20 protein-coding genes are annotated in these 24,433 nt (G+C 48.5%); 7 read left to right on the top strand and 13 right to left on the bottom strand.

Translation table 11 applies throughout. The features are described 5' to 3' along the window. From DWU89_RS01330 to DWU89_RS01350, 6 genes are all read right to left on the bottom strand, one after another. On the bottom strand, nucleotides 1–417 hold the full coding sequence (locus DWU89_RS01330; protein ID WP_115497895.1) for a hypothetical protein: 417 nt from the start codon (nucleotides 415–417) through the stop codon (nucleotides 1–3). 18 nt (nucleotides 418–435) lie between these two features. Continuing rightward, nucleotides 436–1,521: a glutamate 5-kinase gene (gene proB / locus DWU89_RS01335; RefSeq protein WP_115497896.1), complete on the bottom strand. Its 1,086-nt coding sequence runs from the start codon at nucleotides 1,519–1,521 to the stop codon at nucleotides 436–438. 39 nt (nucleotides 1,522–1,560) lie between these two features. Continuing rightward, nucleotides 1,561–1,692, bottom strand: a complete 132-nt coding sequence (locus DWU89_RS21170) for a hypothetical protein (protein ID WP_262405880.1) — start codon at nucleotides 1,690–1,692, stop codon at nucleotides 1,561–1,563. A gap of 206 nt (nucleotides 1,693–1,898) precedes the next feature. After that, on the bottom strand, nucleotides 1,899–3,554 hold the full coding sequence (locus DWU89_RS01340; protein ID WP_115497897.1) for an AMP-binding protein: 1,656 nt from the start codon (nucleotides 3,552–3,554) through the stop codon (nucleotides 1,899–1,901). A gap of 97 nt (nucleotides 3,555–3,651) precedes the next feature. Further along, complete coding sequence (locus DWU89_RS01345) at nucleotides 3,652–4,206, bottom strand: helix-turn-helix domain-containing protein (RefSeq protein WP_115497898.1); 555 nt, start codon at nucleotides 4,204–4,206, stop codon at nucleotides 3,652–3,654. A 258-nt stretch (nucleotides 4,207–4,464) separates the two neighbouring features. Then, complete coding sequence (locus tag DWU89_RS01350; RefSeq protein ID WP_115497899.1) at nucleotides 4,465–4,653, bottom strand: ferredoxin; 189 nt, start codon at nucleotides 4,651–4,653, stop codon at nucleotides 4,465–4,467. Nucleotides 4,654–4,847: 194 nt separating this feature from the next. Between DWU89_RS01350 and pruA the strand changes: the two genes are divergently transcribed. Then, the gene (pruA, locus tag DWU89_RS01355; protein WP_115497900.1) at nucleotides 4,848–6,479 is read left to right on the top strand and encodes an L-glutamate gamma-semialdehyde dehydrogenase; all 1,632 of its coding nucleotides are present in this window, start codon (nucleotides 4,848–4,850) and stop codon (nucleotides 6,477–6,479) included. A gap of 18 nt (nucleotides 6,480–6,497) precedes the next feature. Continuing rightward, the gene (locus DWU89_RS01360; protein ID WP_115497901.1) at nucleotides 6,498–7,673 is read left to right on the top strand and encodes a proline dehydrogenase family protein; all 1,176 of its coding nucleotides are present in this window, start codon (nucleotides 6,498–6,500) and stop codon (nucleotides 7,671–7,673) included. Nucleotides 7,674–7,735: 62 nt separating this feature from the next. Here the strand turns inward: DWU89_RS01360 and proC are convergent, their stop codons facing one another. Next, the gene (proC, locus tag DWU89_RS01365; protein ID WP_115497902.1) at nucleotides 7,736–8,542 is read right to left on the bottom strand and encodes a pyrroline-5-carboxylate reductase; all 807 of its coding nucleotides are present in this window, start codon (nucleotides 8,540–8,542) and stop codon (nucleotides 7,736–7,738) included. A 110-nt stretch (nucleotides 8,543–8,652) separates the two neighbouring features. On the opposite strand from proC, the gene DWU89_RS01370 reads away from it, so the two are divergent. Next, nucleotides 8,653–9,894 carry a C1 family peptidase gene (locus DWU89_RS01370; protein ID WP_262511134.1) on the top strand — a complete coding sequence of 414 codons (1,242 nt, stop codon included), beginning with the start codon at nucleotides 8,653–8,655 and terminating at the stop codon, nucleotides 9,892–9,894. A 98-nt stretch (nucleotides 9,895–9,992) separates the two neighbouring features. Here the strand turns inward: DWU89_RS01370 and DWU89_RS01375 are convergent, their stop codons facing one another. The 3 genes from DWU89_RS01375 to DWU89_RS01385 all read right to left on the bottom strand — a co-directional run bounded on the left by DWU89_RS01375 (nucleotide 9,993) and on the right by DWU89_RS01385 (nucleotide 14,854). Then, the gene (locus DWU89_RS01375; protein ID WP_115497904.1) at nucleotides 9,993–10,562 is read right to left on the bottom strand and encodes a copper resistance protein NlpE; all 570 of its coding nucleotides are present in this window, start codon (nucleotides 10,560–10,562) and stop codon (nucleotides 9,993–9,995) included. Nucleotides 10,563–10,671: 109 nt separating this feature from the next. Next, nucleotides 10,672–12,516, bottom strand: coding sequence for a mechanosensitive ion channel family protein (locus tag DWU89_RS01380; RefSeq protein WP_115497905.1), 1,845 nt, complete (start codon nucleotides 12,514–12,516; stop codon nucleotides 10,672–10,674). A gap of 31 nt (nucleotides 12,517–12,547) precedes the next feature. Continuing rightward, complete coding sequence (locus DWU89_RS01385; protein WP_115497906.1) at nucleotides 12,548–14,854, bottom strand: S9 family peptidase; 2,307 nt, start codon at nucleotides 14,852–14,854, stop codon at nucleotides 12,548–12,550. A 239-nt stretch (nucleotides 14,855–15,093) separates the two neighbouring features. On the opposite strand from DWU89_RS01385, the gene DWU89_RS01390 reads away from it, so the two are divergent. From DWU89_RS01390 to DWU89_RS01405, 4 genes are all read left to right on the top strand, one after another. Further along, a complete protein-coding gene (locus DWU89_RS01390; RefSeq protein ID WP_115497907.1) occupies nucleotides 15,094–17,382 on the top strand; it encodes an alpha-L-rhamnosidase-related protein in 2,289 nt (762 codons plus the stop codon). Nucleotides 17,383–17,511: 129 nt separating this feature from the next. Continuing rightward, complete coding sequence (locus tag DWU89_RS01395) at nucleotides 17,512–18,942, top strand: C10 family peptidase (protein ID WP_115497908.1); 1,431 nt, start codon at nucleotides 17,512–17,514, stop codon at nucleotides 18,940–18,942. After that, nucleotides 18,939–20,192 (top strand): serpin family protein, encoded by a 1,254-nt coding sequence (locus tag DWU89_RS01400; RefSeq protein WP_115497909.1) that lies wholly within the window; start codon nucleotides 18,939–18,941, stop codon nucleotides 20,190–20,192. Before DWU89_RS01395 ends, DWU89_RS01400 begins: the two co-directional genes overlap by 4 nt. Nucleotides 20,193–20,313: 121 nt before the next feature. After that, the gene (locus DWU89_RS01405) at nucleotides 20,314–20,820 is read left to right on the top strand and encodes an FKBP-type peptidyl-prolyl cis-trans isomerase (protein ID WP_115497910.1); all 507 of its coding nucleotides are present in this window, start codon (nucleotides 20,314–20,316) and stop codon (nucleotides 20,818–20,820) included. A 126-nt stretch (nucleotides 20,821–20,946) separates the two neighbouring features. Here DWU89_RS01405 and DWU89_RS01410 read toward each other — a convergent pair whose 3' ends face one another. The 3 genes from DWU89_RS01410 to DWU89_RS01420 all read right to left on the bottom strand — a co-directional run bounded on the left by DWU89_RS01410 (nucleotide 20,947) and on the right by DWU89_RS01420 (nucleotide 24,432). Continuing rightward, nucleotides 20,947–22,074, bottom strand: coding sequence for an aspartate aminotransferase family protein (locus tag DWU89_RS01410; protein WP_115497911.1), 1,128 nt, complete (start codon nucleotides 22,072–22,074; stop codon nucleotides 20,947–20,949). 102 nt (nucleotides 22,075–22,176) lie between these two features. Beyond that, nucleotides 22,177–23,145, bottom strand: coding sequence for an N-acetyl-gamma-glutamyl-phosphate reductase (gene argC / locus DWU89_RS01415; RefSeq protein WP_115497912.1), 969 nt, complete (start codon nucleotides 23,143–23,145; stop codon nucleotides 22,177–22,179). Nucleotides 23,146–23,241: 96 nt separating this feature from the next. After that, nucleotides 23,242–24,432 (bottom strand): argininosuccinate synthase, encoded by a 1,191-nt coding sequence (locus DWU89_RS01420; protein WP_115497913.1) that lies wholly within the window; start codon nucleotides 24,430–24,432, stop codon nucleotides 23,242–23,244. Nucleotide 24,433: the final 1 nt, after the last annotated feature.

Genomic DNA, 24,433 nt, shown 5'->3' on the forward strand with positions numbered 1-24,433 from the left:
TTACTTCTCGTAACTTTGTATATACTTAGGATGCACGGCGTCTTTCCCTAACACCAGGCAAAGCCCGATCACGAAGCTGACGCCCCAGTTGATAAGCTGGCCGCTGCCTAACGGATGGCCGAACAGGAGGAAGCCGTTGATAAGCCCGCCGACCAGAAACAGCCCGAGGCTTATCCAGCAGAAGGCATAGTTGGAGACGAGGCGGCGTATCGTCAGGCAGATGGCGGAGATGATAAGCAGGCAGCACACCGCAATCAGGCTGTAGGCCGCAATCTTCAGTTCGACAGGCGTTGCCGTGACAGGCAGCCCTAAATCCAGTTTATCCCCTTGTGTCAGGAGGGTGATGCCTCCAACGCCTCTGAGCAGTCCTACGATAATCATCAGGAAGGATGCGAATGATAACCAATACTTTTTCATACTCTCTCTTCTTTATTATTAATCCAGATACAAATAATCGTAATGTATCAACGGTTTCTTATCCCGGCTACCGATCAGTGCGCGTGCCTCCGTACTGTCGTAACCGGCACAGCCGACGCCTAACTGGACGCCCGCTTCGTTGATGATCTTCACGATGTCGTCTTTCTCGAAATCGCCCGCAATCCGCGTCACGCCGACCAACAGGATGCTGGTTGCCTTCGGTGCCCGCAACGCCTCTTCCGCACCCCGGTTGATGTGTATCTCGCCTTTGGCAAAGCCTTCGGAGTGGGCAATCCACTTCTTTACGCTGCTGACAGGCTTGTCCGAAGGGATGAAGCGCGTGCAGACGGTCTGGCTGCCTTTGGCGAGCAGGTCCACGAGGATGTTGTCTTTCTTGCCGTTGGCGATGATGACCGTGATGCCTTCGTCCGCCACCTTCTGCGCAATGCTGCATTTCGTCAGCATACCGCCGCGGCCGAACGAGGACTTGCTGGCTTGCACGTATTCCGACAAATCTTCCTTGCCCCCGTTTATCTCGCGGATGACGGTTGCCGTCGGGTCGGACGGATTGCCATTGTATATCCCGTCGATGTTGCTCAGGATGATGAGGGCGTCCATGCCCATCATGGTGGCGATCAGCCCGGATAGCTCGTCGTTGTCCGTGAACATCAGTTCTGTAACCGATATCGTGTCGTTTTCGTTCACGATGGGGATGACTTTATTTTCGAGCATCACCTCCATGCAATGCTTCTGGTTGAGGTAGTGCGTGCGGCTGCCGAAGTTCTCCTTTGTGGTGAGCACCTGGCCACAAGTCATGCCGTGTTCGCGGAACAGTTCGTAATAGCGGTTGATCAGTTTCGCCTGTCCGACTGCGGAATAAAGCTGCCGGGCGGAGACGGAGTCCAGCTTCTTGCCGGCTTTTATCTCGCTGCGTCCCGAGGCGACTGCCCCGGAAGAGATGAGGACGACCTCGACTCCTTCGCGATGCAGGTCGGCCACCTGGTCCACCAAAGCGGACATCCGGGTAATATCCAGCGTGCCGTCTTTGCGGGTGAGCACGTTGCTGCCGATCTTTACTGCTATTCTTGTAAACAGATATGCCATATTTATGATTTTCTTATTCTGCAAATATAAAAAATCCTTTCAGAATGTCAGTAAAGAAAGCCGGAAATAAACGCATTGTCCTCCGCCGTCCTCTTTCCCACCGGCTGCCGGGGTATTTTTGCCGGACTCCCGGATCTTTACCTGTCCGCAGGCACCTGATTTTCTTTTCATTCCACATAATCCTTGTCCGACGGAGGTCAAACAGTTGTTCGACCCGGGTCAGACAGCTGTCCCACACTCGTCGAACAGCTGTTCGACCCGGTTCGGACAAGGATTGTGTGGGATGCGGCAGAAAAAAACTCCGTACAAAATGTATTTTTGCACGGAGTTAATCCAAAAGTTCTGCGGAGGTGACGGTGGCCACCTGCCGGGTGTTTTTATTTTGTATCCTTGTCGCGTATCTCCACACGGCGTATCTTGCCGCTGATGGTCTTGGGCAATTCGTCCACGAACTCTACGACACGCGGATATTTGTACGGGGCTGTCACTCTCTTGACATGGTCCTGCAACTCTTTGATCAGCTCTTCGCCGGCTTTGTCTTTATACTCCTTCGACAAGACGATGGTTGCTTTTACCACCTGCCCGCGAATCTCGTCGGGAACGCCGGTGATGGCACATTCCACTACGGCCGGATGCGTCATCAGGGCGCTTTCCACTTCAAACGGGCCGATACGGTAGCCGGAGCTCTTGATCACATCGTCGGCGCGGCCCACAAACCAGAGGTAGCCGTCTTCATCGCGCCAAGCCACGTCGCCCGTGTAGTACAGTCCGTCGTGCCAGGCTTCGTGCGTGAGTTCGGCATCGCGGTAATATTCCTTGAAAAGGCCGATCGGCTTGCCGCCTGTCGTATGGATCACGATCTGTCCCTGCTCGCCGTCTTCCGCACGGGTTCCGTCCGGACGCAGCAGGTCGACATCGTACTGCGGATTGGGAACGCCCATCGAACCGGGTTTCGGCTCCATCCAGGGGAATGTGGCGACGGTCAGTGTCGTTTCGGTCTGTCCGAAACCTTCCATCAGTTTGATGCCTGTCAGTTTATAGAATGTGTCGAACACGGCGGGGTTCAATGCCTCGCCTGCGATCGTACAGTATTTGAGTGACGACAGGTCGTATTTCGTCAGGTCTTCGCGTATCAGGAAACGGAAGATCGTGGGAGGTGCGCAGAGCGAGGTGATATGGTAATCCTGTATGATCTGCAACATATTGGCAGGCGTGAACTTCTCGTGGTCGTAGACGAACACGGTTGCTCCGGCGATCCATTGTCCGTAGAGCTTTCCCCATACGGCTTTGCCCCAGCCCGTGTCGGCAATGGTCAGGTGCAAGCTGTCCTCGTTCAGATTGTGCCAGAAGCTGCCGGTCACGATGTGTCCGAGCGGATAGGTAAAGTCGTGCGCCACCATTTTCGGGTTTCCGGTCGTGCCGGAGGTGAAGTACATCAGCGAGATGTCGTCGGTGCTGTTCGGGTGTTCCGGGCGGACAAAAGGAGCGGCGTCCTGGATGCCTTTGTGGAAATCTTCGAACCCTTCCGGGATATCGGGGCCGATCGAAACAAGTGTTTTCACCGAAGGGGAGTCGGGCATCGCGTCTATGATATGTTTCGTGATCACCTCTTCGCCGGCGCAGACGATCATCTTGATATCGGCGGCATTGGCGCGATATACGATGTCTTTCTTTGTCAGCAGGTGGGTTGCCGGAATGACTACGGCTCCTAATTTGTGCAAGGCAATGATCGAGAACCAGAATTCGTAGCGACGCTTCAGTATCAGCATCACCATGTCGCCGTGCCCGATCCCCAATGACTGGAAATAGGAGGCTGTCTGGTCCGTATATTTTTTCAGTTCAGCAAAGGTGAAGTCGATGTGCTCACCCTGGTCGTTTGTCCAGCATAATGCTTTTTTGTCGGGTTCTTCTTCCGCCCATGCATCTACTACGTCATATCCGAAGTTGAAGTTCTCCGGGACTTTTATCTTGAAATTCTTTATAAAATCTTCCTGCGACTCAAAGGTCGTCTTGTCTATGAATCTTTCTAACATGACTAAATTAATTGACAATTGATAATTGACAATTGACAATGATTGGCAACTGGCAATGGTTCCTTTAATTGTCCATTGTCAATTGTCCATTGTCAATTTATAAGATGATGGCCAGGAAACTGACCTTTTCTCCGTCGAGCGCCTTCATCCCGTGTGGCAGTTCGGAGTTGAAATAGATACTGTCGCCCTCTTCGAGTATCAGTTCCTTGTTATTGATTTGTAAAAGCAAGCGGCCTTTGAGTACCATGTTGTATTCTTGTCCGGGATGCGAATTGAGGTAGATCGGTGCGTCTTCCGCTGTCGGATGGACGGTCACCATGAACGGATCTGCCTTGCGACCGACGAAACCGGCGGCAAGCGACTGGTATTTGTATGCTTTGGTGCGCTCTACGGCAACGCCTTTCCCTCTGCGGGTGATAAAATAACTGCTCATCTTTGGTTCGTCGCCAAACATCAGGGTTGTCAGTTCCACACCGTAGGCCTGTGAAATCTGGTGCAGCACGCTAACGGAAATATCGACTGTGCCGCTTTCTAACTCCATATATTGCTCCGGAGTCAGGTTACAGACTTTGGCTATTTCCTCGGGAGTAATCTCTAAAGCATCCCTGAGGCCGGCCAGACGTTCTGCAATTTGTTTTATCTGTTCGTTCATATCGTTGATTATTATGTTTATGATGCTCCAAAGATAGGAATAAAAAGCAAAATGTATAAGAAAAGAGGAATATAATGTGATTTGGATATTCTAAGGGGTATGCCAAAAGTAAGTTCTAACGCTTTAGCGTGTCATTGCGGGCTTGACCCGCAACCTTATACTAAATTGATTTGTAATGATTAGTATGAGATGGCGGGTCAAGCCCGCCAGGACACAGATGCTATAAATGGGACTTTTGACACACCCGCTTATATCCGTTTAGTCGTATTTGATCACGCTAACCGGACAGCTTTCGGCCGCTTCTTTGATGCCTTCTTCGTAGTCGTTGAAGTTCACTCCTTCGTTCACGTGCGAACGGTCGGTTACCTGGAACACTTCGGGGCAGATACCTTCGCAAGTGCCGCAAGCGATGCAGTCTTCTTCTATCCAAACACTCTTTATTGCCATAATTCTTATATTTTAGATGATTAATATACTAAGATAACATCTGCATGAGGTGAATAGTTGATAGGGAGCGGCTATCTTGTGACACTTTGTTTTAAATTAAATTTAACGCTTCGCTCTCTTCTATTAAAAAATTATTCATTATGTTTACGCCGCTGAAATAATCAGCTATTGAACACTTAAATAACAAGAATACTATGGACAATGCAATTTTTAGCTTTCCTAAACCTATTAATGAGCCGGTAAAAGCTTACGCCCCCGGTTCCAGTGAAAAATCTTCCTTGAAAAAAACGCTAACACAGCTGTCTTCAGAAGAATGGGATATCCCTTTGGTAATCGGAGGTAAAGAAATCCGTACCGGCAATACCGGTAAAGTCGTGATGCCGCATGACCATCATCATGTATTGGCTACCTATCACAAGGCCGGCGAAAAAGAGGTGCAAATGGCTATCGATGCTGCAATGAAAGCGCACAAGGATTGGTCTGAACTTCCCTGGGTGGAAAGGGCTTCCGTTATGTTGCGCGTGGCTGAATTGTTGTCGACCAAGTATCGTTATTTGTTGAATGCATCCGTGATGTTGGGGCAGAGTAAGAACCCGTTCCAGGCAGAAATCGACGCTCCTTGCGAGTTGATCGACTTCCTGCGTTTCAGCACCTTCTATGCCAGCCAGGTCTATGCCGACCAGCCTTATTCGGAAACCGGCATCCTGAACCGGATGGAATACCGTGCTTTGGAAGGCTTTGTGTTTTCGCTCACGCCGTTCAACTTCACATCTATTGCTTCCAACCTGAACATGGCTCCGGCTATGATGGGTAATGTGGCTGTCTGGAAACCGTCTACGACCGCTATCCATTCCAACTACCTCCTGATGAAAGTATTCCAGGAAGCAGGTTTGCCCGACGGCGTTGTCAACTTTATACCGGGACAGGGAAGTGTGATTGGCAAGGTGGTGACAGCCAGCCGCGACTTGGGTGGTTTCCACTTCACAGGTTCTACTTCTACCTTTAATACATTGTGGCGCCAGATTGGTGAAAACTTAGGTAACTACAAATCTTATCCGAAGATCGTCGGTGAGACAGGCGGTAAGAACTTTATCTTTGTTCATCCTTCTGCTCCGGCTTTGGATGTGGCAACAGCCATCGTGCGTGGTGCATTCGAATATCAGGGACAGAAATGTTCGGCCGGTTCACGTGCCTATATCCCGGCTTCACTCTGGAAAGAGGTGAAAGATTATGTGGGCGATATGCTGAAAGAAATCAAGATGGGGGATGTCCAGGACTTCACGAACTTTATCAATGCTGTAATCGACGAGGCTTCGTTCGACAACATCATGAGCTATATCAACTATGCAAAACAATCTCCGGATGCAGAGATCGTATTCGGCGGCAACGGCGACAAGTCCGTCGGTTACTTTGTCGAGCCGACTGTTATCCAGACTACAGACCCGATGTTCAAGAGCATGGTGGAAGAAATCTTCGGCCCGGTCATCACGATTTATGTGTACGACGATGCCAAATATGAAGAAACGCTCGAACTCTGCGACCGCACTTCCCCGTACGGCCTGACAGGTTCTATCTTTGCACGCGACCGCTATGCGATCGACATGGCATTTAATAAATTGCGTTATGCAGCAGGAAACTTCTATATCAACGACAAACCGACAGGTGCCGTTATTGCCCAGCAACCGTTTGGCGGTTCGCGCGCGTCCGGTACGAACGATAAGGCCGGTGGCCCGTTGAACCTGATCCGTTGGACAAATGCCCGCTGCATCAAAGAAGCGCTGGTTCCGCCGACAAGCTACGGTTATCCGTTCCTGGGAGAAAAATAACAGACTAAATATAATACCATGTTAGACTTTGATAACACTGAAATCGCTTTCTCTGCCAAATCGCAGTCTGAGCTGAAAAATGCTTATTTGCTGTTCAATACAATCAAGTACCCTTGGTTAGTTAAATGCGCCAGCGTAGCGAGTAACATTGCTTTGAACATTCATTTTCCTTTGGCATGGGCCGTAAAGCCGACCTTGTACAAACAATTTGTAGGTGGCGAGACCTTGCAGGATTGCACGAAAGCGATCGACCACCTGCGGAAGTTCAACGTCCGTTCGACGCTCGACTTCTCTGCCGAAGGTGAGCAGACGCCCGAAGGCATACAGGCCACTTTTGAAGAGACGATCCGTTCGATCGATTTTGCAAAAGGCAATGATAACCTGGCGTATGCCGTGTTCAAACCTTCCACGATCGTAACGGACGAACTGCTTGCCAAAGCATCCGAAAAACGGGAAGAGCTGACGATTGAAGAGGTAAAGGCATTCCGTGAATTCAAGGAACGCTTTATGGCTTTCTGCCAGCGCGCTTACGAGAATGATGTCCGCCTGATTGTCGATGCGGAAGACTATTGTTTCCAGGATGCGTTGGACGAACTGACCGACGAAGCCATGCGCAAGTTCAATAAGAAACGTGCTATTGTATTTGCCACCTTACAGATGTACCGCCATGACCGTATGCCGTATCTGCGCCGTATCCTGGACGATGCGAAAGAGAAAGGCTATATCGCCGGCGTTAAGTTTGTGCGGGGTGCTTATATGGAAGCCGAACGTGCCCGGGCAGCCGCTTTGGGTTATCCCGACCCGATTTGCAAGGACAAGAAGGCGACGGATGATAATTATAACGAAGCTGTCCGCTTCACAATGGATCACCTCGAACATTTCGAGATGTTTATGGGGACCCATAATGAAGAGAGCAACTATATGCTGGCCAAGCTGATTGACGAAAAGGGCTTGAAACGGGATGATCCGCGCATCTTCTTTGCACAGTTATTGGGGATGAGCGATAATATCTCATTCAACCTGGCCCATGAAGGATATCGTGTTACCAAGTATGTGCCGTATGCAAAAGTGCGGGACGTATTGCCCTACTTGATCCGCCGTGCTGAGGAAAATACTTCCGTAGCCGGGCAGACCAGCCGCGAGCTCCGTATGCTGAAGTTAGAACTGGATCGCCGGAAAGCGGCAAAGAAATAAGTGAGGCTAAAAGTCTTTCGATACAATTTTTAGGCACGGATTCTGTAAGATCTGTGCCTAAATTATTTGCTCGCCTTCAATCCCCGTATAACCGAGGAGGTGAAGCCGGAAAGTTCCATTTCGTTCAAACCTTTAATCGTGATACCGCCCGGTGTCGTGACCTTGTCGATTTCCATTTCCGGGTTGCTTTTGTTTTCTAACAACAGGTCGACTGCGCCTTTCACGGTATGGACTACGATTTCCTGCGCTTGCTTCGGGTAGAAACCCAATTCGACACCGCCTTCGATTGCGGCACGGATATAGCGCAGGGCAAAGGCGATACCGCTGGAAGCCAGGGCTGTTCCGGCTGACATCAGGCGTTCTTCCACCAGCATCGCATTTCCCAATTCATTAAAGATATCGATGATCAGGTCTGTCTGTTCTTTGGAGGCATTACGGGCAGCGACGAATGTCATGCTGCTGAGTACTTCGATGGCTGTATTCGGCATGATACGGAAAATCGTCGGAGTGGCCAGGCAATCGTCGAAACCTGTGTTTTTAGTCAGATAGGTGTTCAACAGGTCGAACGTGATACCGGCGGCGACAGAAACGATTATCTGTTTGTCGTAATTGAGCACGCCTTTGATCTGGTCGACAATCTCTTCGACGCGCCACGGCTTAACGGCGATAACGATAATGTCGGCTTCTTTTACCGCTTCCACATTGTCCAGCGACAGGACAAAGTCGGGATCAGCCTTTTTCATTTTCTCCAAAGTAGCCTCCGACTGTGCTGTACAAGTGATGTCGGATGCTTTGAACCTGTTTCCTTTTGCCAGTCCCCGTGCAATAGCGCCCCCAATGTTTCCGGCGCCGATAATCGTTATTTTCATGTCTTTTTAATTACTAATTATTAAGGGTTACAAAGATATGAATTTAATTGTCAATAGTTCATTGTCCGTTGTCAATTAAAATAGTATCTTTGCCCATCAGAATTAATCTTATAACAAAATATAAACAGATTTACATGAAAAAGACAATTTTTGCAGTTGGTATGCTGTTCGCCATGACGATGTCTGCAACCATTCATGCACAGGATTCGGAGAAGAAAGACAATGAAGAAGGCTTTGTGTTTACGACGGTAAAGGAAAACCCGATAACCTCGGTTAAAAATCAGAATCGTGCCGGAACCTGCTGGTGTTATTCAACGATGGCATTCCTGGAATCGGAATTGCTTCGTATGGGAAAGGGGGAATATGATCTATCCGAAATGTATATAGTTTACAATACTTATCTGGATCGTGCAGATGCAGCCGTGCGTACTCATGGAGATGTATCTTTCTCACAGGGAGGTTCTTTCTATGATGTCATGTATGGCATGAAAACATTCGGACTGGTTCCGGAAGCAGAGATGCGTCCGGGCGTGATGTATGGCGATACATTGAGCAATCATACCGAACTTTCCGCTCTTACGGATGCAATGGTGGCAGCTGTTGCCAAAGGCAGACTGCGTAAATTGCAGTCGGACGACAATAACGCTATGTTGTGGAAAAAGGCGGTTGCTGCCGTTCATGAAATATATTTGGGCAAAGCTCCCGAAAAGTTCACTTATAAAGGAAAGGAATATACTCCGAAGTCATTCTATGAATCTACAGGTCTGAATCCTTCTGACTATGTGTCTTTGACGTCTTATACGCATCGTCCGTTCTATACGGAGTTCCCGATCGAAGTCCAGGATAACTGGCGTCATGGTATGTCTTACAATTTGCCAATCGACGAACTGATGGAAGTATTTGACAATGCCGTTAATACCGGTTATACGATTGCTTGGGGAGCTGATGTGAGCGAAGCCGGCTTTACTCGCGATGGTGTAGCTGTTATGCCTGATGGTGAAAAGATCCAGGAACTGAGTGGCTCTGACATGGCTCATTGGTTGAAAATGAAACCGGAAGAAAAGAAACTGAATACGAAGCCCCAACCACAGAAATGGTGCACGCAGGCAGAACGTCAGTTGGCTTATGATAACTACGAAACGACAGACGACCATGGTATGCAGATCTATGGTATTGCGAAAGATCAGGAAGGTAATGACTACTATATGGTGAAGAACTCTTGGGGTACGGATAACAAATATAAAGGAACCTGGTATGCTTCCAAGGCTTTTGTCCGTTACAAAACCATGAACATCGTTGTTCACAAAGATGCACTTCCTAAAGCTATCAAGGCTAAATTAGGTATTAAATAAACAGAGACGGAATCCATATAAAAAAACAGAGGCTATCCCATAGGAACGGGAGAAGCCTCTGTTTTTTTATATAAAGATGTGTAGCGAAGATGTTTTATCTATTGTACGAGTGTCAGCGTATAATTGAGATCGGAAGCAGCCTTCTGCAAATCCTGGTTCAACATTGTCAGGCTGTCGCCTTCTGCCTGGAAATAGAAGACCATGCTACCGTCGCTTGGGATCAGTTCATATACAATTGCGCTTGCATCGGCCGGAGTGCCTTTCTTCACTTTGCGCTTGCCGGTGGAAGTAAACGTCTGGTCTTTGTTGTTCTCCGCTTCCAGATAAGTGGCATCCAGTTCGTAAACACCATCATCGCTATCCTGCTGATAATACAGAGTCAGATCATAAACAATACCGGGACCATCGGCAGCCGGAACCGTGCCTTTATATTTTTTCTGTACGACTGCACCCTTTTTCGGATCCGTTTTCAGGGAGTCACGCATATTGATCGGTTTTGCAGGCTTAGCCTTTACAACCGGTAATTCCGGAAGGGAAGGAGCGTCAGGAGCTGCTTCGGCTACGGCAAGACTTTCTTCTTCTACTAATACGGGAGCGTCTTTTGCTGCTTTCCCGCTACATGCAGCCAAAAATGCCAGTGCTGCTACTGCGATAAAATACTTTTTCATTATTCTGCTTTTATTTGATGATTTAGTGACTTTTGGAATTATAACAAAAGACCCCCTGCATTTTGTTTTTGCAGAGAGTCTTTTTAACTATTTCGGGGAAAAGCTCCTTTTATTTATTTTTCAGATAGTCTTCCGGGATTGTCGTGGCACTTCCGTCGCGGCTGGCAAAGTAGTGTGGTGACATGATTTCGACACCGGCTTCGTTGAAGGTGTCCTGGATATTCTGGTGCAGATCGGAGGTGATCTGTGCCAGTCGGTCGGCATCTCTGATGTAAGCGTTGATCTGATAACAAGGATAATAGTCCTGTAGTTCAGTCTCCAACACGAATGGTTTCGGATGAGCCAGAACGCCAGGGGTGGAACGGGCTGCATTTATCAACAATTGGTGGACCTGTCGCCAGGGTGCGTCATAACCAATCGTCACTGTCGTGTGGATGATAAGTCCGAACTGGCGTGCCGAAGCGCTGTAGTTGACGGTGTGGGACGACATGATAAAGGCATTCGGTATCGTCACCACTTCATTCTTGGGCGTACGCAAGCGGGTGACGAAAGGTGTCTTTTCGATTACGTTACCGGTTGTCTCGTTCAGCTTGATACGGTCACCCAGCTTGAAGGGGCGCATATAGGTGATGACAAGTCCGGCAATGATATTCCCGATCACCGTACTGGAACCGAGTGAGATAATCAAACCTACAAATACCGATATCCCCTGGAACACACCGGATTTGGATCCCGGCAGATAAGGATAGACCATTGCGATCATAAAGGCGTAGAGCAAAAAGCGGATGATATTAAACGTCGGTTGCGCCCAGTCCGGGTAGAAGCCGGTGATCTTCAGCTTTTCGTTCTCGATCTCGTTGGCGATGTATTGCATTCCCTTTATGATATACTTGATACAGTACCAGATTACCAGAATGATGAACAGGTTCGGGATGTACTCTATGATCGATTTGAAAACCATTTTGACCGGTTCCATGATATAGATGAATATCCTGAGTGCCAGTTTCTCTGTTTGCGGGAAGATGGCGAACAGCATCGGGACACTGAACATCAACTGTATCAGCAGGACGATATACCGGCATATATTGCTGAAGAATATCAGAATACGCCCTTGCCGGTGTGTATTCAGAAACTCGTAATCGCGGATGACGATCGATTTCAGCCGTTGTTGCTTGAGCCGTATGATCTGCCGGCGCAGCTTCCGGAAAAGGTAGTTTGTCACGCGGAACAGCAGATATTGGATGGCCAGGACCAACACGAAAAGTGCTGCCCGCTTGGCAACCTGCAACAGGCTGTTTTCCTCTTTCAGCTCCTTGATTTTTTCGGCAATGACGGGCACATATTGCTGTGCCAACTCCTGGCGTGTCGTGTTCTGCCAAAGCGCATCCTGGTCGGTAATGCTGGCGATCACTTTGTCGCCATACATGATGTCGACGTAATACTCGCTGTCGAACGTATAGACCGAATCTTTGTGCAGCTTGCGGTCTTTCCCGATCTTCAGGATGATGTCGTTGACGCTCGCTGCACGGTCGAGGGCTGAATGTCCGCCCCGCTTGGCATACAAGGTGAAAAGCGTGTCGCCATCCACCAAGACCGGTACGCCGGGCGTGAGGGCACGGAGCGAGTCTATACTGCGACGTTGCTCTACGCGTTTCAGTGAATCGGTTGCCAGATTTCGGTTGTGTGCGTCATCTAATTCTGTGCGCAGAACAATCTCGTTCAGCCTCATTTCCTGTAGCTGTAATGTCATCTCCTGGATACGGATCGAATCCAGGCGGTGACGCTCTTCGACAGTCAGCGTGTCAGCCGAGACTGTCGGAAGAGAATCGGGGTGAGGCTCGTTGATGGCTGTCTGGATCAGCTTTTCAGCCTTTTCGATCAACTGTGCCTGGGCCGGAGAATAGAAAGCAAATATCCCGATAAAGATCAGGAAATATTCCGCTAATTGTTTCATGTCGAACTATTACTGTATATCTGCTTGTTTGTTATTTGCCGCCGGCCGGCAGGTGGTCGAGCCAGTATTTAGCCATTGTCATGCGCAGGTGGAGCGTCGTTCCCGGACGTTCGTATATGCCGTGGCTACGCATCGGGTAGCTGACCTGGCTGAACATCTTGCCGTGTTTCACCAACTCGTTCACCAGCATTTCGCAGTTCTGGTAATGAACGTTGTCATCACCTGTGCCGTGTATCAGCAGCAGATTGCCCTTCAGACCGGATGCGTATGTGATCGGCGAACCTTTGCGGTAGCCGTCCGGGTTGTTCTGCGGCGTATTCATATAACGTTCCTGGTAGATCGTATCGTAGGTGCGCTGGTCGGCGACGAAAGCGATGGCGATACCCGTGTGGAATACCTCCGGATAACGGAACATGGAGTTCAGCGTCTGGCTTCCTCCGCCGCTCCATCCGGTGATGCCGATGCGGGCGGTGTCGATAAACGGATAACGGCGTGCCATATCCTGGATGCCGCGTGCCTGGTCTTCAGAAGCAAACGTACCGACTTCGCCATAGATACACTTGCGCCATTCGCGTCCGCGCGGTGTATTGGCTCCGCGGTTGTCGATGCTGACCACGATGTATCCGAGGTTGGCGATATACTGGTTCCACAGGTCGCCGCCTCCCCATACATCCTGTACCGTTGAGCTTGCCGGTTCGCCATAGACTTCTATGATAACGGGATATTTCTTTGTCGCATCGAAATTGACAGGCTTGATCATCCAGGCATCCAGCGTGAGGTCGCCCGATGTCACTTTGACAAACTCTTTCGGATTCAGGCCGAGGGCTGCATATTGTTCGCGTGCCTTGGCGTTGTCCTCAATGACCCGTACGGACTGGTGTTTGGGGAAAGAAACCATATCGATCACCGAAGGGGTAGCCGCATTGCTATAGGTGTGGACGGCCCATTTACCGGTGGGTGACATATTATAGCGGTGCTGTCCCGGTTGGTCCGCCGGGCTGAGGCGTTTCACATCGCCTTTGCCGAACAGGTTAGCGCTGTACAGATAACGCTGCGTGAAGTTATCCGGAGAAGCAATGAAGTAGACTAACCCTTTTTGAAGGTCTGTCCCGACCGGCGAGATGTAATCGAAATCGCCTTTCGTAATGGGCAGAATCTCTTTCCCGTCGCGGCTGATGCGGTAGAGATGGCGCCAGCCGTCGCGTTCGCTTTCCCATGTGAACCAGGTGTTGTCTTTCAACCACTGGATATTGTCGTTCGTGTCTAACCAGGCGGCATCCGTGTCGGTAAATATATTTTCAGGCGTGGCACTGCCGATGCGGGCAATCCAGACCTTATTCGTATTCTGCGGGCGGTTCAACTGCTGGATAAACAGTTCGTTGCTTCCGGGGATAAATTCCATACGCGGGATATAGTTATTACGCGGGTCGCCCGGAATCTCCACCCAGGTAGTCGCTCCGCCGGCCACCGGCAGATAGCCCACTTTGACAGCCGAGTTCGTGCATCCTGCCTTCGGGTAAGGGAAATGCAGGATGGTCGGATAGATGGAATCTACATTGTTGATGATGTCGAACACGCCCGTCCCTTTCGTATCGCTCTGCCAATAGGCGATGTACTGTCCGTCCGGACTCCAGCGGAAACCGTCGCGGCAGGCGAACTCTTCTTCATACACCCAGTCGAATGTCCCGTTCACGATCGTATCGCTTCCGTCGTGTGTCAACTTTGTGACCTGGCCGGAGGCGATGTCTTCCACATATAGATTGTTGCGTGATACATAGGCCACACGCGTTCCGTCGGGAGAGAACTTGGCGAACATCATGGACGATTCGGGCAGCCCTTTACCCAACCTGCGGAGTGAACCGTCTTTCAAACTCAGCACCCAGTAGTCGCCTCGTGTGTCGTAGCGCCATACCCGCTGGGTATTGGTATATATCAGAACCTTCTCATTGTCGGCACTCCAGGAGATGCTGCGGATGGCGATCGGTTTTCCTGTCTCTTTATTGATAAACATGGACGAGGGGATGATGACTTCGCGCCGGTTGTCTTTGGCTCGGTAGGCAACGATGTCCATGCCGCCTGTCTCGGTGTTCGGTTCCATCCGGCTGTAGCGTTCGCCGTCTTTCATCCAGTTCATGGCGCCGATTCCTCTGGTCTGCACCAACCGTCCGGCTACGACATCTTCGAGATGCAGCTTGCCTTGCGTTTTGGCTGTTTCGCTTTTGGCAAACGGATCATTGTCCGTCTCCGTCCGGTTTTCCCAAGGCATGATTTGTGCCATACAGACATTTCCGGCAAACAGTATGCAGGCTACCGGAAGAATGAGTTTGTTTAGTTTCATGTATATTAGTTTTAATAGTTTGCTGCCTGCAAAGAACGGAATGTTTTACGAGATGGACAAAAGAAAGAATTTAAATGTTTATGTAACAGAAAAAAATTAACTTGGCGCATTGGGAATATAATGCTTTTGTGCAACATGCTCTTCTTTCCCATATTTAAAAAGAAAAATGTCAGATATAAGAATAGACAATTCTTTCACTCATTTTACCTTTGTCCTCAAATCACAAAAAGAAGAATACCATGAGTAAATTATTGAACCGATTCACCCTGTTTGCCTCTTGCGCCCTTTCTGCGTTTTGCCTGCAGGCTGCTGACAGGAAGCCTTCCGGGCTAATGACTGATCTGATTGAACATACTGAACGGACCTGGCAGAACGGCTATGCGTCGAACCTGCCGGTCTGGAAACTCGATGTTGCGATAGAACCCCTGCAATATGCCGCCATACGTTCGGCGCATCCCGCCTTTTCATGGATCGTGCCCGGTGAAACCGAGGGGACGTGCCAGACGGCCTACCGGTTGATCGTGGCTGATAACCCGGCTGATGCCGCCGCCGGAAAAGGCAATGTATGGGATAGCGGGGAGGTCGGAAGTGACCGTTCGGTGGCTGTCCGTTATGCCGGTGAGGCATTGAAACCCGGCACTGCCTACTTCTGGCGGGTGAAGACAACAACGAATACCGAAGGCGAAAGCGACTGGTCTGAGGTGAAAGCATTCCGCACAGCCGACCGCCTGTCCGAATATGAAACGACTTACTATCCGCAGGTGAAAACAATGGAATATCCGGCCGGTGTGAAGGAACTTGGTTCCGGTACGCGACTGATCGACTTCGGTAAGGATGCTTTCGGACAATTAGTGCTGACGCTAACGTCGGACGGGAGATGCGATTCGGTGATCGTACACCTGGGAGAGTGCCTGGAAAACGGACGTATCCTGCGCGATCCGGGAAAGTCAACGATCCGTTACCATCGCTATCCGTTGGCTTTGATGAAGGGGACCAATACGTACCGGATCAAGATCGATAAAGACAGACGGAATACCGGTTCGGCAGCTGTGCTGATGCCGGAGTATGTCGGCGAGGTAATGCCTTTCCGCTATTGTGAGATTGAAGGATATGAGGGCGCTTTACCGTCTGCTGCTGTTGTCCGCGAAACGGTGCACTATCCTTTTGACGAGACGGCTTCCTCTTTCCGTTGTTCCAATGATACGCTGAACCAGATTTGGGACCTGTGTAAATATTCAGTCCGTGCAACCTCTTTTACAGGTATTTATGTGGATGGGGATCGCGAACGAATCCCGTATGAGGCGGATGCCCTGATCAACCAGCTTTGCCATTATGGCGTGGATCGCGAATATGCGATAGCACGGCGTTCGCATGAATACTTGTTGCAATATCCTACCTGGCCTACCGAGTGGATATTGCAGGCTGTGTCGATTGCCTGGTATGATTATCTGTACACGGGCGACAGCCGTTCGTTGGAGGCAAGCTATGATATCTTGAAAGCCCGTACCTTGTTGCAGCTTCGTGAGAAAAACGGTTTGATCAGTACGACAACCGGCTTGCAGACGGATGCTTTTCTGAAATCCATTCGTTTTAAAGATAAGATACGGGATATCGTCGATTGGCCTCATACCGGTATCCTCGGTTTAGGAAAACAGGAGGGGGGAGAATCCGACGGATTTGTCTTTACCGACTATAACGCCGTAACGAATGCCTGGCATTATGAAGCCCTGAAGCTGATGGGGCGTATTGCCGGCGTGCTCGACAAGACGGAGGACGCTGCTTTCTTTACTTCCGAATCGGAGGCTTTCAGGAAGTTATACACCCGTTCTTTCTTCAACGCCCGTAAAGGGTATTTCATCGATGGGCTGGCTGCCGATACCGAACATGCGTCCCTGCATGGCAATATGTTTCCGCTGACGTTCGACCTGGTTCCGGCAGGGAAGAAAGAAGGGGTTGCCCGCTTTCTCCAAACCCGTGGTATGGCTTGCAGCGTCTATGGCTCGCAATTCCTGATGGATGCCCTCTATGAAGCGAATGATGCCGAATATGCCTTGCATATGCTGACGAAAACGGACGACCGGAGCTGGTATAATATGATCCGTGTCGGCTCGACCATCTCGCTCGAAGCCTGGGATAACAAATATAAACCGAACCAGGACTGGAACCATGTCTGGGGTGCTGCCCCGGCTAATATCATCCCGCGCCGTCTGATGGGTGTCGAACCGCTGACGCCGGGTTTCGGTACGATCCGTATCAAACCGCAACTTGCCTCTTTGGACTGGGCTGAAGCTACGGTCCCGACGATCCGGGGTGGCGTTCGGATGTCTGTTGAAAACAAGGCTGACTCCTATACGCTGAAAGTGACGATCCCGGCCAATATGTCCGCTGAAGTTTATCTGCCGCTTCCCTCCGGTAAGTATGCTGTAACGAAAAACGGGACTCCTGTAAAGGTTTCCCGCGTAAAAGGCGAACCGTTCCTGTATGCCGGAAAGATCGGTTCAGGGAGCTATAGCTTTGTCGTGGATTGATTTTGTTCGCTTGGCATGGGGTTGATGCAATGGGATAAATCATTTATCTATGTTTTTGTGTCATTTATTGGCATTTTTGAAAGAGTTTTATAATTATATTTAAGCATTGAATTTTAATGTTTACCAAGTATGAAAAGGCTCTTTGATTTAAAATTTATGGGACACTTGTTGGCTACCACATTGTTGGTATTCGTATTTGGTTGTACCCAAAGTGATTTGGAACGGAATTCGATTGTTCCGGTTACAAATGTGAATGATGGTGCTATTCTTGCATCGACTCTCTCTCATGCCATCCCTATGGATTCAATAGAATCAATAGCGAAATTATTACCTAATACATTTAATAAGGAACAAACAAAAAGTAGTGAAAAAGTAATTAAAGAAATTTTGCCGTTGAGCCATTTTGTCTATGAAGCACCTCGGACGAAAAGTACAGAGGAATATGCCGATTATATTTATGTTGTAAATTATGAAGACAATCAGGGCTTTTCTATCATTTCTCAAGATACGCGCATCCCGACTGTATTGGGATATTCGGATAATGGGAATATTACGCCGGGAGAAATACATGACGGGCTGGCTTATGTGTTAAACTCAATCCCGAATTATGTAAATCAGAAGATGGAAGAATACCAACAGATGCTCGATAGCCTTAATCAGCATCTGGATGTAGCCTCGTTGCTTGTCCGGACAAAGGCTTTCGGCGATTGCCAGTATGATTCTTTGGCTACAGTAGTGGATGGCACAGGTTATGACATAGACAATTCGGCCAATAACCGGATTATCGATGTTTACAATATCACCGAAGGCGATTGGATTCTTGAGGGACAGAACGGACCGTTATATAATGGTGTCCGTTGGCATCAAGGATATCCTTACAATGTTAATATTCCTTCTAGGCCTGGATGTTCCAATGCTTTGGTCGGATGTGTGGCGATAGCAGTTGCTCATATTTTGGCTTATAATCAATATCCGGGTAGTTTTACGGCGAAAGGAGTTTCTTATTCTGTTAATTACGGTACATTATCATCTACCTACGCTCCTTTTTTGAGAGGGGTTGCCGATGCCGTTGATATGGATTATGGATGTGGAAATCCAATTGATGATGGAAGCGGTTCTCTCATTAGCAATGCTAAAGCTGCACTCGAAAATATATTTCATTATAAAACCGGCGGTGCTGTCTCTTATAATTGGAATGATGTATATTCTGATTTGGCTAATAATAGACTTGTGTATACACAAGGACGAACAGTTAATGATGAGGGGCATGCATGGATTATTGACGGATATTATAGAAGGAGTAAATTAACGCATCAGATAGGTGTTGTGTATAGCAATTCTTTGAATTGTGTAGTAGGTTACAGATGTATAGGTGAAACTACTCCGGTTCAGAATTTAGTTCATTGTAATTGGGGGTGGTATTCCCGTATTGGAGACGGGTACTTTGAAAGCGGTATATTTACACCTTCACATCCTGTTATTGGTGAAGGGTATCCTGATCCTTCTGAAGATTATAATTTTGGTCAATCACAAATGATCATCAAAAACGTACGTCCATGAAAACAAATTTAATTCCTTTTATTTTACTTATCGCTCTGTTTGCGGGGTGTTCGGATAATGAAGATTCACCGAATATCCCGAAAGAACGGGTCGATATCGAGTTGACGGCTGAAGAACGACAAGTCAACGATCAGGTTCAGGATTTTGCTTTTGATTTCATCCGTGCATTTGCACAGGAAAGAGAAAAAAAGGAACCGGAGATCAAGAATTATGCAATATCCCCGTTAAGCCTTTCTTTTGTATTGGGTATGGTGCTGAACGGGGCGGATGGTGAGACATACAAGCAAATGCAAGAAGTTTTGGGTTTCGGAGGAATGGACAATGAAAGTATCAACCGGTATATGCAAACCATGCGAATCGCTTTGCCGGATTTGGACAACACGACTACATTCCTCAACGCAAACAGTATCTGGATGGCGAAAGGCTGGAACTTCCTGCCGGATTTCAAACAGATGAACCAGACCTATTACGATGCCTTGCTAAAAGCGGATGAAGATTTCGACCAAAAAAGTGCGGATGCAATCAACGGGTGGTGTAAAGAGAAAACGAAAGGGATGATACCGGAATTTGTAGAAGTGGACGAAATTAGCAGCTTGAAAGTCTTGCTTCTGAATGCCCTCTACTTTAAAGGCAAATGGAAATATCCTTTTGAACCGTCTGAAACCCAGATGCAAGTTTTCGTACGGAAGGATGGATCGCCGATCAGAGTGCCGATGATGAAGATGCATAAAGTTTTGGCATGTGTTTCTACAGACGATGCCATTATCGTCTCGCTCCCTTACGGGAATGGGGCATTTAATATGCAGCTCTTGCTGCCTGCCGACCGGACGGTCCCCATCGAAGAACTGTTAGGAAATTTGACCTCGGAGCAATGGAATGAATGGAAAGCACAGGAAATGGGTTATTCGGTTACGTTTGCATTACCCAAATTCGATATCGATTATGAAGATGGAAAGTTGCATAATGTTCTGAAGGTGTTGGGAATTGGAGATGCCTTTACATCAAAAGCTGATTTTTCAAAAATGTGCAATGCAGGTCTATATATTTCTTGGGTTAAGCAGCGTTCGGTGATTCATGTCGATGAGAACGGGACGGAAGCCTCTGTAGTAACGGGGGTAGGAGGGGCTACAGATGATATGCCTCCTGCTTTGCAAGTCGATTTCAACCGTCCTTTTGCATTCTTCATAACAGAAGTCAGCACGAACACGATTATTTTTGTCGGGAAAGTGGGGGATCCGATTGTGAAATAATGGGAAATAATGTTTGGGAACGGGAGCTATAGCTTTGTTGTAAACTGATCTTTCCCATTTGCGCCGTATTGCTCTGAATGTTATCTTTGTGCCTTCAAAACAATAAAAGACTGAAGAACAAATGAAGAGAACTATTTATGCGGCAGCCTGTTTGATGATGGTATTGCTGATTGGGTTTACAGCCTGTGGAGATGATGACAACAACTTTTCTGCCGAGCAGATCGCCTATTTCGAAAAGAACCGCGATTATATCCGCGAGAAGAAAGCCCTTAAGGGTGAGGACGGGGAATTGCTTTATAAACAGGTGGTTTTAGGTGGCGATACCGCATTGTATCGTGTGTTGAGCAAGGAAGGAACGGAGATGGAGAAGCCGACGAGACAGACTACTATCACAGTGACATTGAAAGGCGATTTTATTAATAATACTAACTTTCAGCCGGAAATGTCGATGCCGCTTACTCCGGTAGGGGTAGTTCCCGGTTTGGGTGCTATCTTGTTAGAAAACACAGTCGGTGAACGGGTTGAAGCTATTATACCGGCTTATTTAGGATATGGATATTATGACAACAGGGGAATCCCTGCCGGTTCAACCCTGATCTTCACTTATACAGTTGAGAAATTCAATTGATAAGAGTTAGATTGTAATAATGATATAGCAAAAGCTCCACCTTCCGGAACTTCCGGGGTGGAGCTTTTTTAATAAAGACACAATTAAATATTGTAGGGGCGGTTCGTGAATCGCCCTCTTTTATTTTCAGGCATTCAGCACCTTGCGGAAACGAACCAGGAACTCTTTCGCCTCGTCTATCGTCAGACAAAGAGGAGGGAGCAGACGGATCGTATTTGTTCCGGCAACACCCGTGAAGACCTTCTCTTCGAACAGCAGTTTGCTGCGCACTTCCTTGATCGACTCTTCAAACTCGATACCGATCATCAGGCCTCGTCCGCGAATTTCCTTGATACCTGGAAGTTTGTGCAGTTCTTCCAGCAGGTATGCACCCACTTTGGCCGCATTGTCGATCAGCTTCTCATCTTCCATAATATCCAGTACGGCGATGGCTGCCGCACATGCCAGATGGTTACCTCCGAATGTCGTTCCCAACATACCATATACAGGCTTGAACATCGGGCTGATCAGTAATCCGCTCATCGGAAAACCGTTGCCGATACCTTTGGCAACCGTGATCAGATCCGGCTTGATCCCTGCATACTGGTGGGCAAAGAACTTTCCGCTACGTCCGTAACCGGATTGGATTTCATCCAGGATCAGGCAGGCTTCATATTTCGTACACAAGGCACGCAGTTCCTGCATGAAGGAATCTGTTGGCAGTTGGATACCGCCTACACCCTGGATCCCTTCGATGATAACCGAGGATACATCGCCTTTTTTCAGTTCTGCTTCTACGGCTGCTGCATCGTTCAGGGGCACGTAGGTTACAGCCAGGTCTTCATTTACCGGTGCGATGATCTTCGGGTTATCGGTCACGCGTACGGCTGCCGATGTGCGTCCGTGAAACGCGTGTTTGAAGGCGATCACCCGCTTCTTGCCGTTATGGAAAGAAGCTAACTTCAGGGCATTTTCGTTTGCTTCGGCTCCCGAGTTAATCAGGAACAGCGAGTAGTCGTCGTAGCCGCAGGCTTTACCTAACTTGTCTGCTAACTTCTGCTGAAGGCTGTTGATGACAGAGTTGGAATAGAATCCTAACTTGCCGACTTGTTCGGAGATAGCCTTCACATAAGTGGGATGGCTATGGCCGACGGAGATCACGGCATGTCCGCCATACAGGTCGAGGTACTCGTTTCCCTCCGTGTCCCATACATGGCATCCTTTGCCTTTCTGTATCTCGATATTAAATAATGGATATACGTCGAATAAATGCATAATGAATAATGTGTTTAATTTGCCAATGTGCCAATTTGCCAATGAAGAAGACACCTGTATTTCTTAATTGGCATATTGGCAAATTGGCACATTGATTAATTATTAAAACGCCGAAGGCTTAAGGTGCAGGCCGACCGTTTCTTCGAGGCCGAACAACAGGTTCATATTGTGGACGGCTTGGCCGCTGGCGCCTTTCAGCAGGTTGTCGATCATCGAGATGATCAGCAACTTGTCTTCATGTTTCTGCAAATGGATCAAGCACTTGTTGGTGTTGACCACCTGTTTCAGATCCGGATTCTTGTCTGTGATGAAGGTGAACGAATGATCATCGTAATACTCTTCGTAAATACGCGTGATCTCATCTAACCCGATCTTACAGTCCAGATAAGTTGTCGCGAAGATGCCTCGCGAGAAGTTTCCTCTTACCGGGATAAAGTTGATCGAGCTGCTGAAACTGTTCTGCAACTGGCGCAGACTTTGTCCGATCTCGGCAAGGTGCTGATGCGTGAATGGTTTGTAGATCGAGATATTGTCGTTTCGCCAGCTGAAGTGGGAAGTAGACGACGGCTTTACGCCGGCTCCCGTCGAACCCGTGATTGCGTTTACATGCAATTCGGAGTTCAGCATCAGGTGCTTGGCTAATGGTAAAACGCCTAACTGGATACAGGTGGCAAAACATCCCGGGTTTGCAATATGTTTAGCGCCGCAGATGCGGCGTCGGTTCAGCTCGGGCAGGCCGTACACGAAATCGTGTTCGGGGCTTTCGATACGGTAGTCCATGCTAAGATCGATGATCTTCACATTTTCGGGTACGGTATGGCTTTCCATGAACTTCTTCGTATCGCCGTGGGCGGTACAGAAGAACAGCAGGTCGATCTGGTCCAACGGCAGTTCACCGGTAAACACCAGGTCGGTTTCTCCATATAGTCCGCTGTGCACATCCGTTATCTTGTTACCTGCATTGCTCGTACTGTTCACAAATGTAATCTCGGCGTCCGGATGATTCAGCAGCAGGCGAATCAGTTCGCCTGCCGTGTATCCCGCACCACCTATAATTCCTATCTTGATCATAAATAATGTGTATAATTTGCCAATATGCCAATGTGCCAATTAAGAATGCGAATGTATCCATTAATTGGCACATTGGCATATTGGCACATTGATTAATTATATTTTATGGTTATTATAATAAACACGCAGCGGAGTGGAAGTTACCTTGATGAATCCTTTTGCATCTTCGGCAGTCCAGCCCTTTTGCATTTCGCCGTATTCGCCGAACTTGGTCTTTACCAGGTCGTCTTTCGAGTCGACACCGACGGTCGAGAAGGAGAGCGGGCGAAGTTCCAGGATGGCTGTTCCGTTTACGTTACGCTGCGATTCCTGCAACATGGCTTCGATGTCGCGCATAACCGGTTCGAGGTACTGGCTTTCGTGGAGGAACATTCCGTACCAGTTGGCAACCTGGTCTTTCCAGTACTGCTGCCATTTGCTCAGCGTATATTTTTCGAGGAAACGGTGTGCGCCGATGATCAGCATGGGAGCGGCAGCTTCAAATCCGACACGTCCCTTGATACCGATGATGGTGTCTCCCACGTGCATGTCGCGGCCGATGCCGTATGCAGCTCCGATCTCTTCCACCTTCTGGATGGCAGCGATCTTGTCTTCGAAAACTTCACCGTTCACGGCATAAATCTCACCATTCTTAAACTCGATGCGAAGTTCTTCGCTACCGGTTTTTTCGACTTGTTTCAGGTAAGCGCTTTCGGGTAAACCCTGTGTCGAGTCGAGGATTTCGCCGCCACAGATGGATGTTCCCCACAAGCCTACGTTATAAGAATACTTCAACTTGGTGAAATCCGCTTCGAAACCATGTTCTTTCAGGTAGTTGATTTCGTAGTCGCGCGTCAGGGCCATGTCGCGTGTCAGCGTGATGATCTCTACGTTCGGAGCCAGTACCAGGAACGTCATGTCGAAACGGATCTGGTCGTTTCCTGCGCCGGTAGAACCGTGGGCGATAGCATCCGCACCAATCTCATTTGCATAGCGGGCGATTGCCAATGCCTGGAAGATACGTTCCGAGCTGACGGAGATCGGATACGTGCCGTTACGCAGTACGTTTCCGAAGATCATATATTTCAGGCTCTTTTCATAATATTCTTTTGTAACATCGATAGTCACATATTTGGTTGCGCCCAACTTGTAGGCGTTTTCTTCATTCTGCTTCAGTTGTTCTTCGCTGAAACCGCCTGTGTTGGCACAAGCTGCATACACTTCATAACCCTTTTCTTTAGCCAGATACATAACAGTAAAAGATGTATCCAATCCTCCGCTGAATGCGACTACTACTTTCTTCTTCATT

Source organism: Parabacteroides acidifaciens (genome assembly GCF_003363715.1).
Classification (GTDB): Bacteria; Bacteroidota; Bacteroidia; order Bacteroidales; family Tannerellaceae; genus Parabacteroides; species Parabacteroides acidifaciens.

Excerpts from the sequence above, each read along its gene's own strand:
- DWU89_RS01345 (WP_115497898.1), bottom strand. The coding sequence starts at position 4,206 with ATGAACGAACAGATAAAACAAATTGCAGAACGTCTGGCCGGCCTCAGG.
- proB (WP_115497896.1), bottom strand. The coding sequence starts at position 1,521 with ATGGCATATCTGTTTACAAGAATAGCAGTAAAGATCGGCAGCAACGTG.
- proC (WP_115497902.1), bottom strand. The coding sequence starts at position 8,542 with ATGAAAATAACGATTATCGGCGCCGGAAACATTGGGGGCGCTATTGCA.
- DWU89_RS01420 (WP_115497913.1), bottom strand. The coding sequence starts at position 24,432 with ATGAAGAAGAAAGTAGTAGTCGCATTCAGCGGAGGATTGGATACATCT.
- DWU89_RS01340 (WP_115497897.1), bottom strand. The coding sequence starts at position 3,554 with ATGTTAGAAAGATTCATAGACAAGACGACCTTTGAGTCGCAGGAAGAT.
- DWU89_RS01390 (WP_115497907.1), top strand. The coding sequence starts at position 15,094 with ATGAGTAAATTATTGAACCGATTCACCCTGTTTGCCTCTTGCGCCCTT.
- DWU89_RS01410 (WP_115497911.1), bottom strand. The coding sequence starts at position 22,074 with ATGCATTTATTCGACGTATATCCATTATTTAATATCGAGATACAGAAA.
- DWU89_RS21170 (WP_262405880.1), bottom strand. The coding sequence starts at position 1,692 with ATGAAAAGAAAATCAGGTGCCTGCGGACAGGTAAAGATCCGGGAGTCC.
- DWU89_RS01385 (WP_115497906.1), bottom strand. The coding sequence starts at position 14,854 with ATGAAACTAAACAAACTCATTCTTCCGGTAGCCTGCATACTGTTTGCC.
- pruA (WP_115497900.1), top strand. The coding sequence starts at position 4,848 with ATGGACAATGCAATTTTTAGCTTTCCTAAACCTATTAATGAGCCGGTA.
- DWU89_RS01400 (WP_115497909.1), top strand. The coding sequence starts at position 18,939 with ATGAAAACAAATTTAATTCCTTTTATTTTACTTATCGCTCTGTTTGCG.
- DWU89_RS01360 (WP_115497901.1), top strand. The coding sequence starts at position 6,498 with ATGTTAGACTTTGATAACACTGAAATCGCTTTCTCTGCCAAATCGCAG.
- DWU89_RS01375 (WP_115497904.1), bottom strand. The coding sequence starts at position 10,562 with ATGAAAAAGTATTTTATCGCAGTAGCAGCACTGGCATTTTTGGCTGCA.
- DWU89_RS01395 (WP_115497908.1), top strand. The coding sequence starts at position 17,512 with ATGAAAAGGCTCTTTGATTTAAAATTTATGGGACACTTGTTGGCTACC.
- DWU89_RS01405 (WP_115497910.1), top strand. The coding sequence starts at position 20,314 with ATGAAGAGAACTATTTATGCGGCAGCCTGTTTGATGATGGTATTGCTG.
- DWU89_RS01350 (WP_115497899.1), bottom strand. The coding sequence starts at position 4,653 with ATGGCAATAAAGAGTGTTTGGATAGAAGAAGACTGCATCGCTTGCGGC.
- argC (WP_115497912.1), bottom strand. The coding sequence starts at position 23,145 with ATGATCAAGATAGGAATTATAGGTGGTGCGGGATACACGGCAGGCGAA.
- DWU89_RS01330 (WP_115497895.1), bottom strand. The coding sequence starts at position 417 with ATGAAAAAGTATTGGTTATCATTCGCATCCTTCCTGATGATTATCGTA.
- DWU89_RS01380 (WP_115497905.1), bottom strand. The coding sequence starts at position 12,516 with ATGAAACAATTAGCGGAATATTTCCTGATCTTTATCGGGATATTTGCT.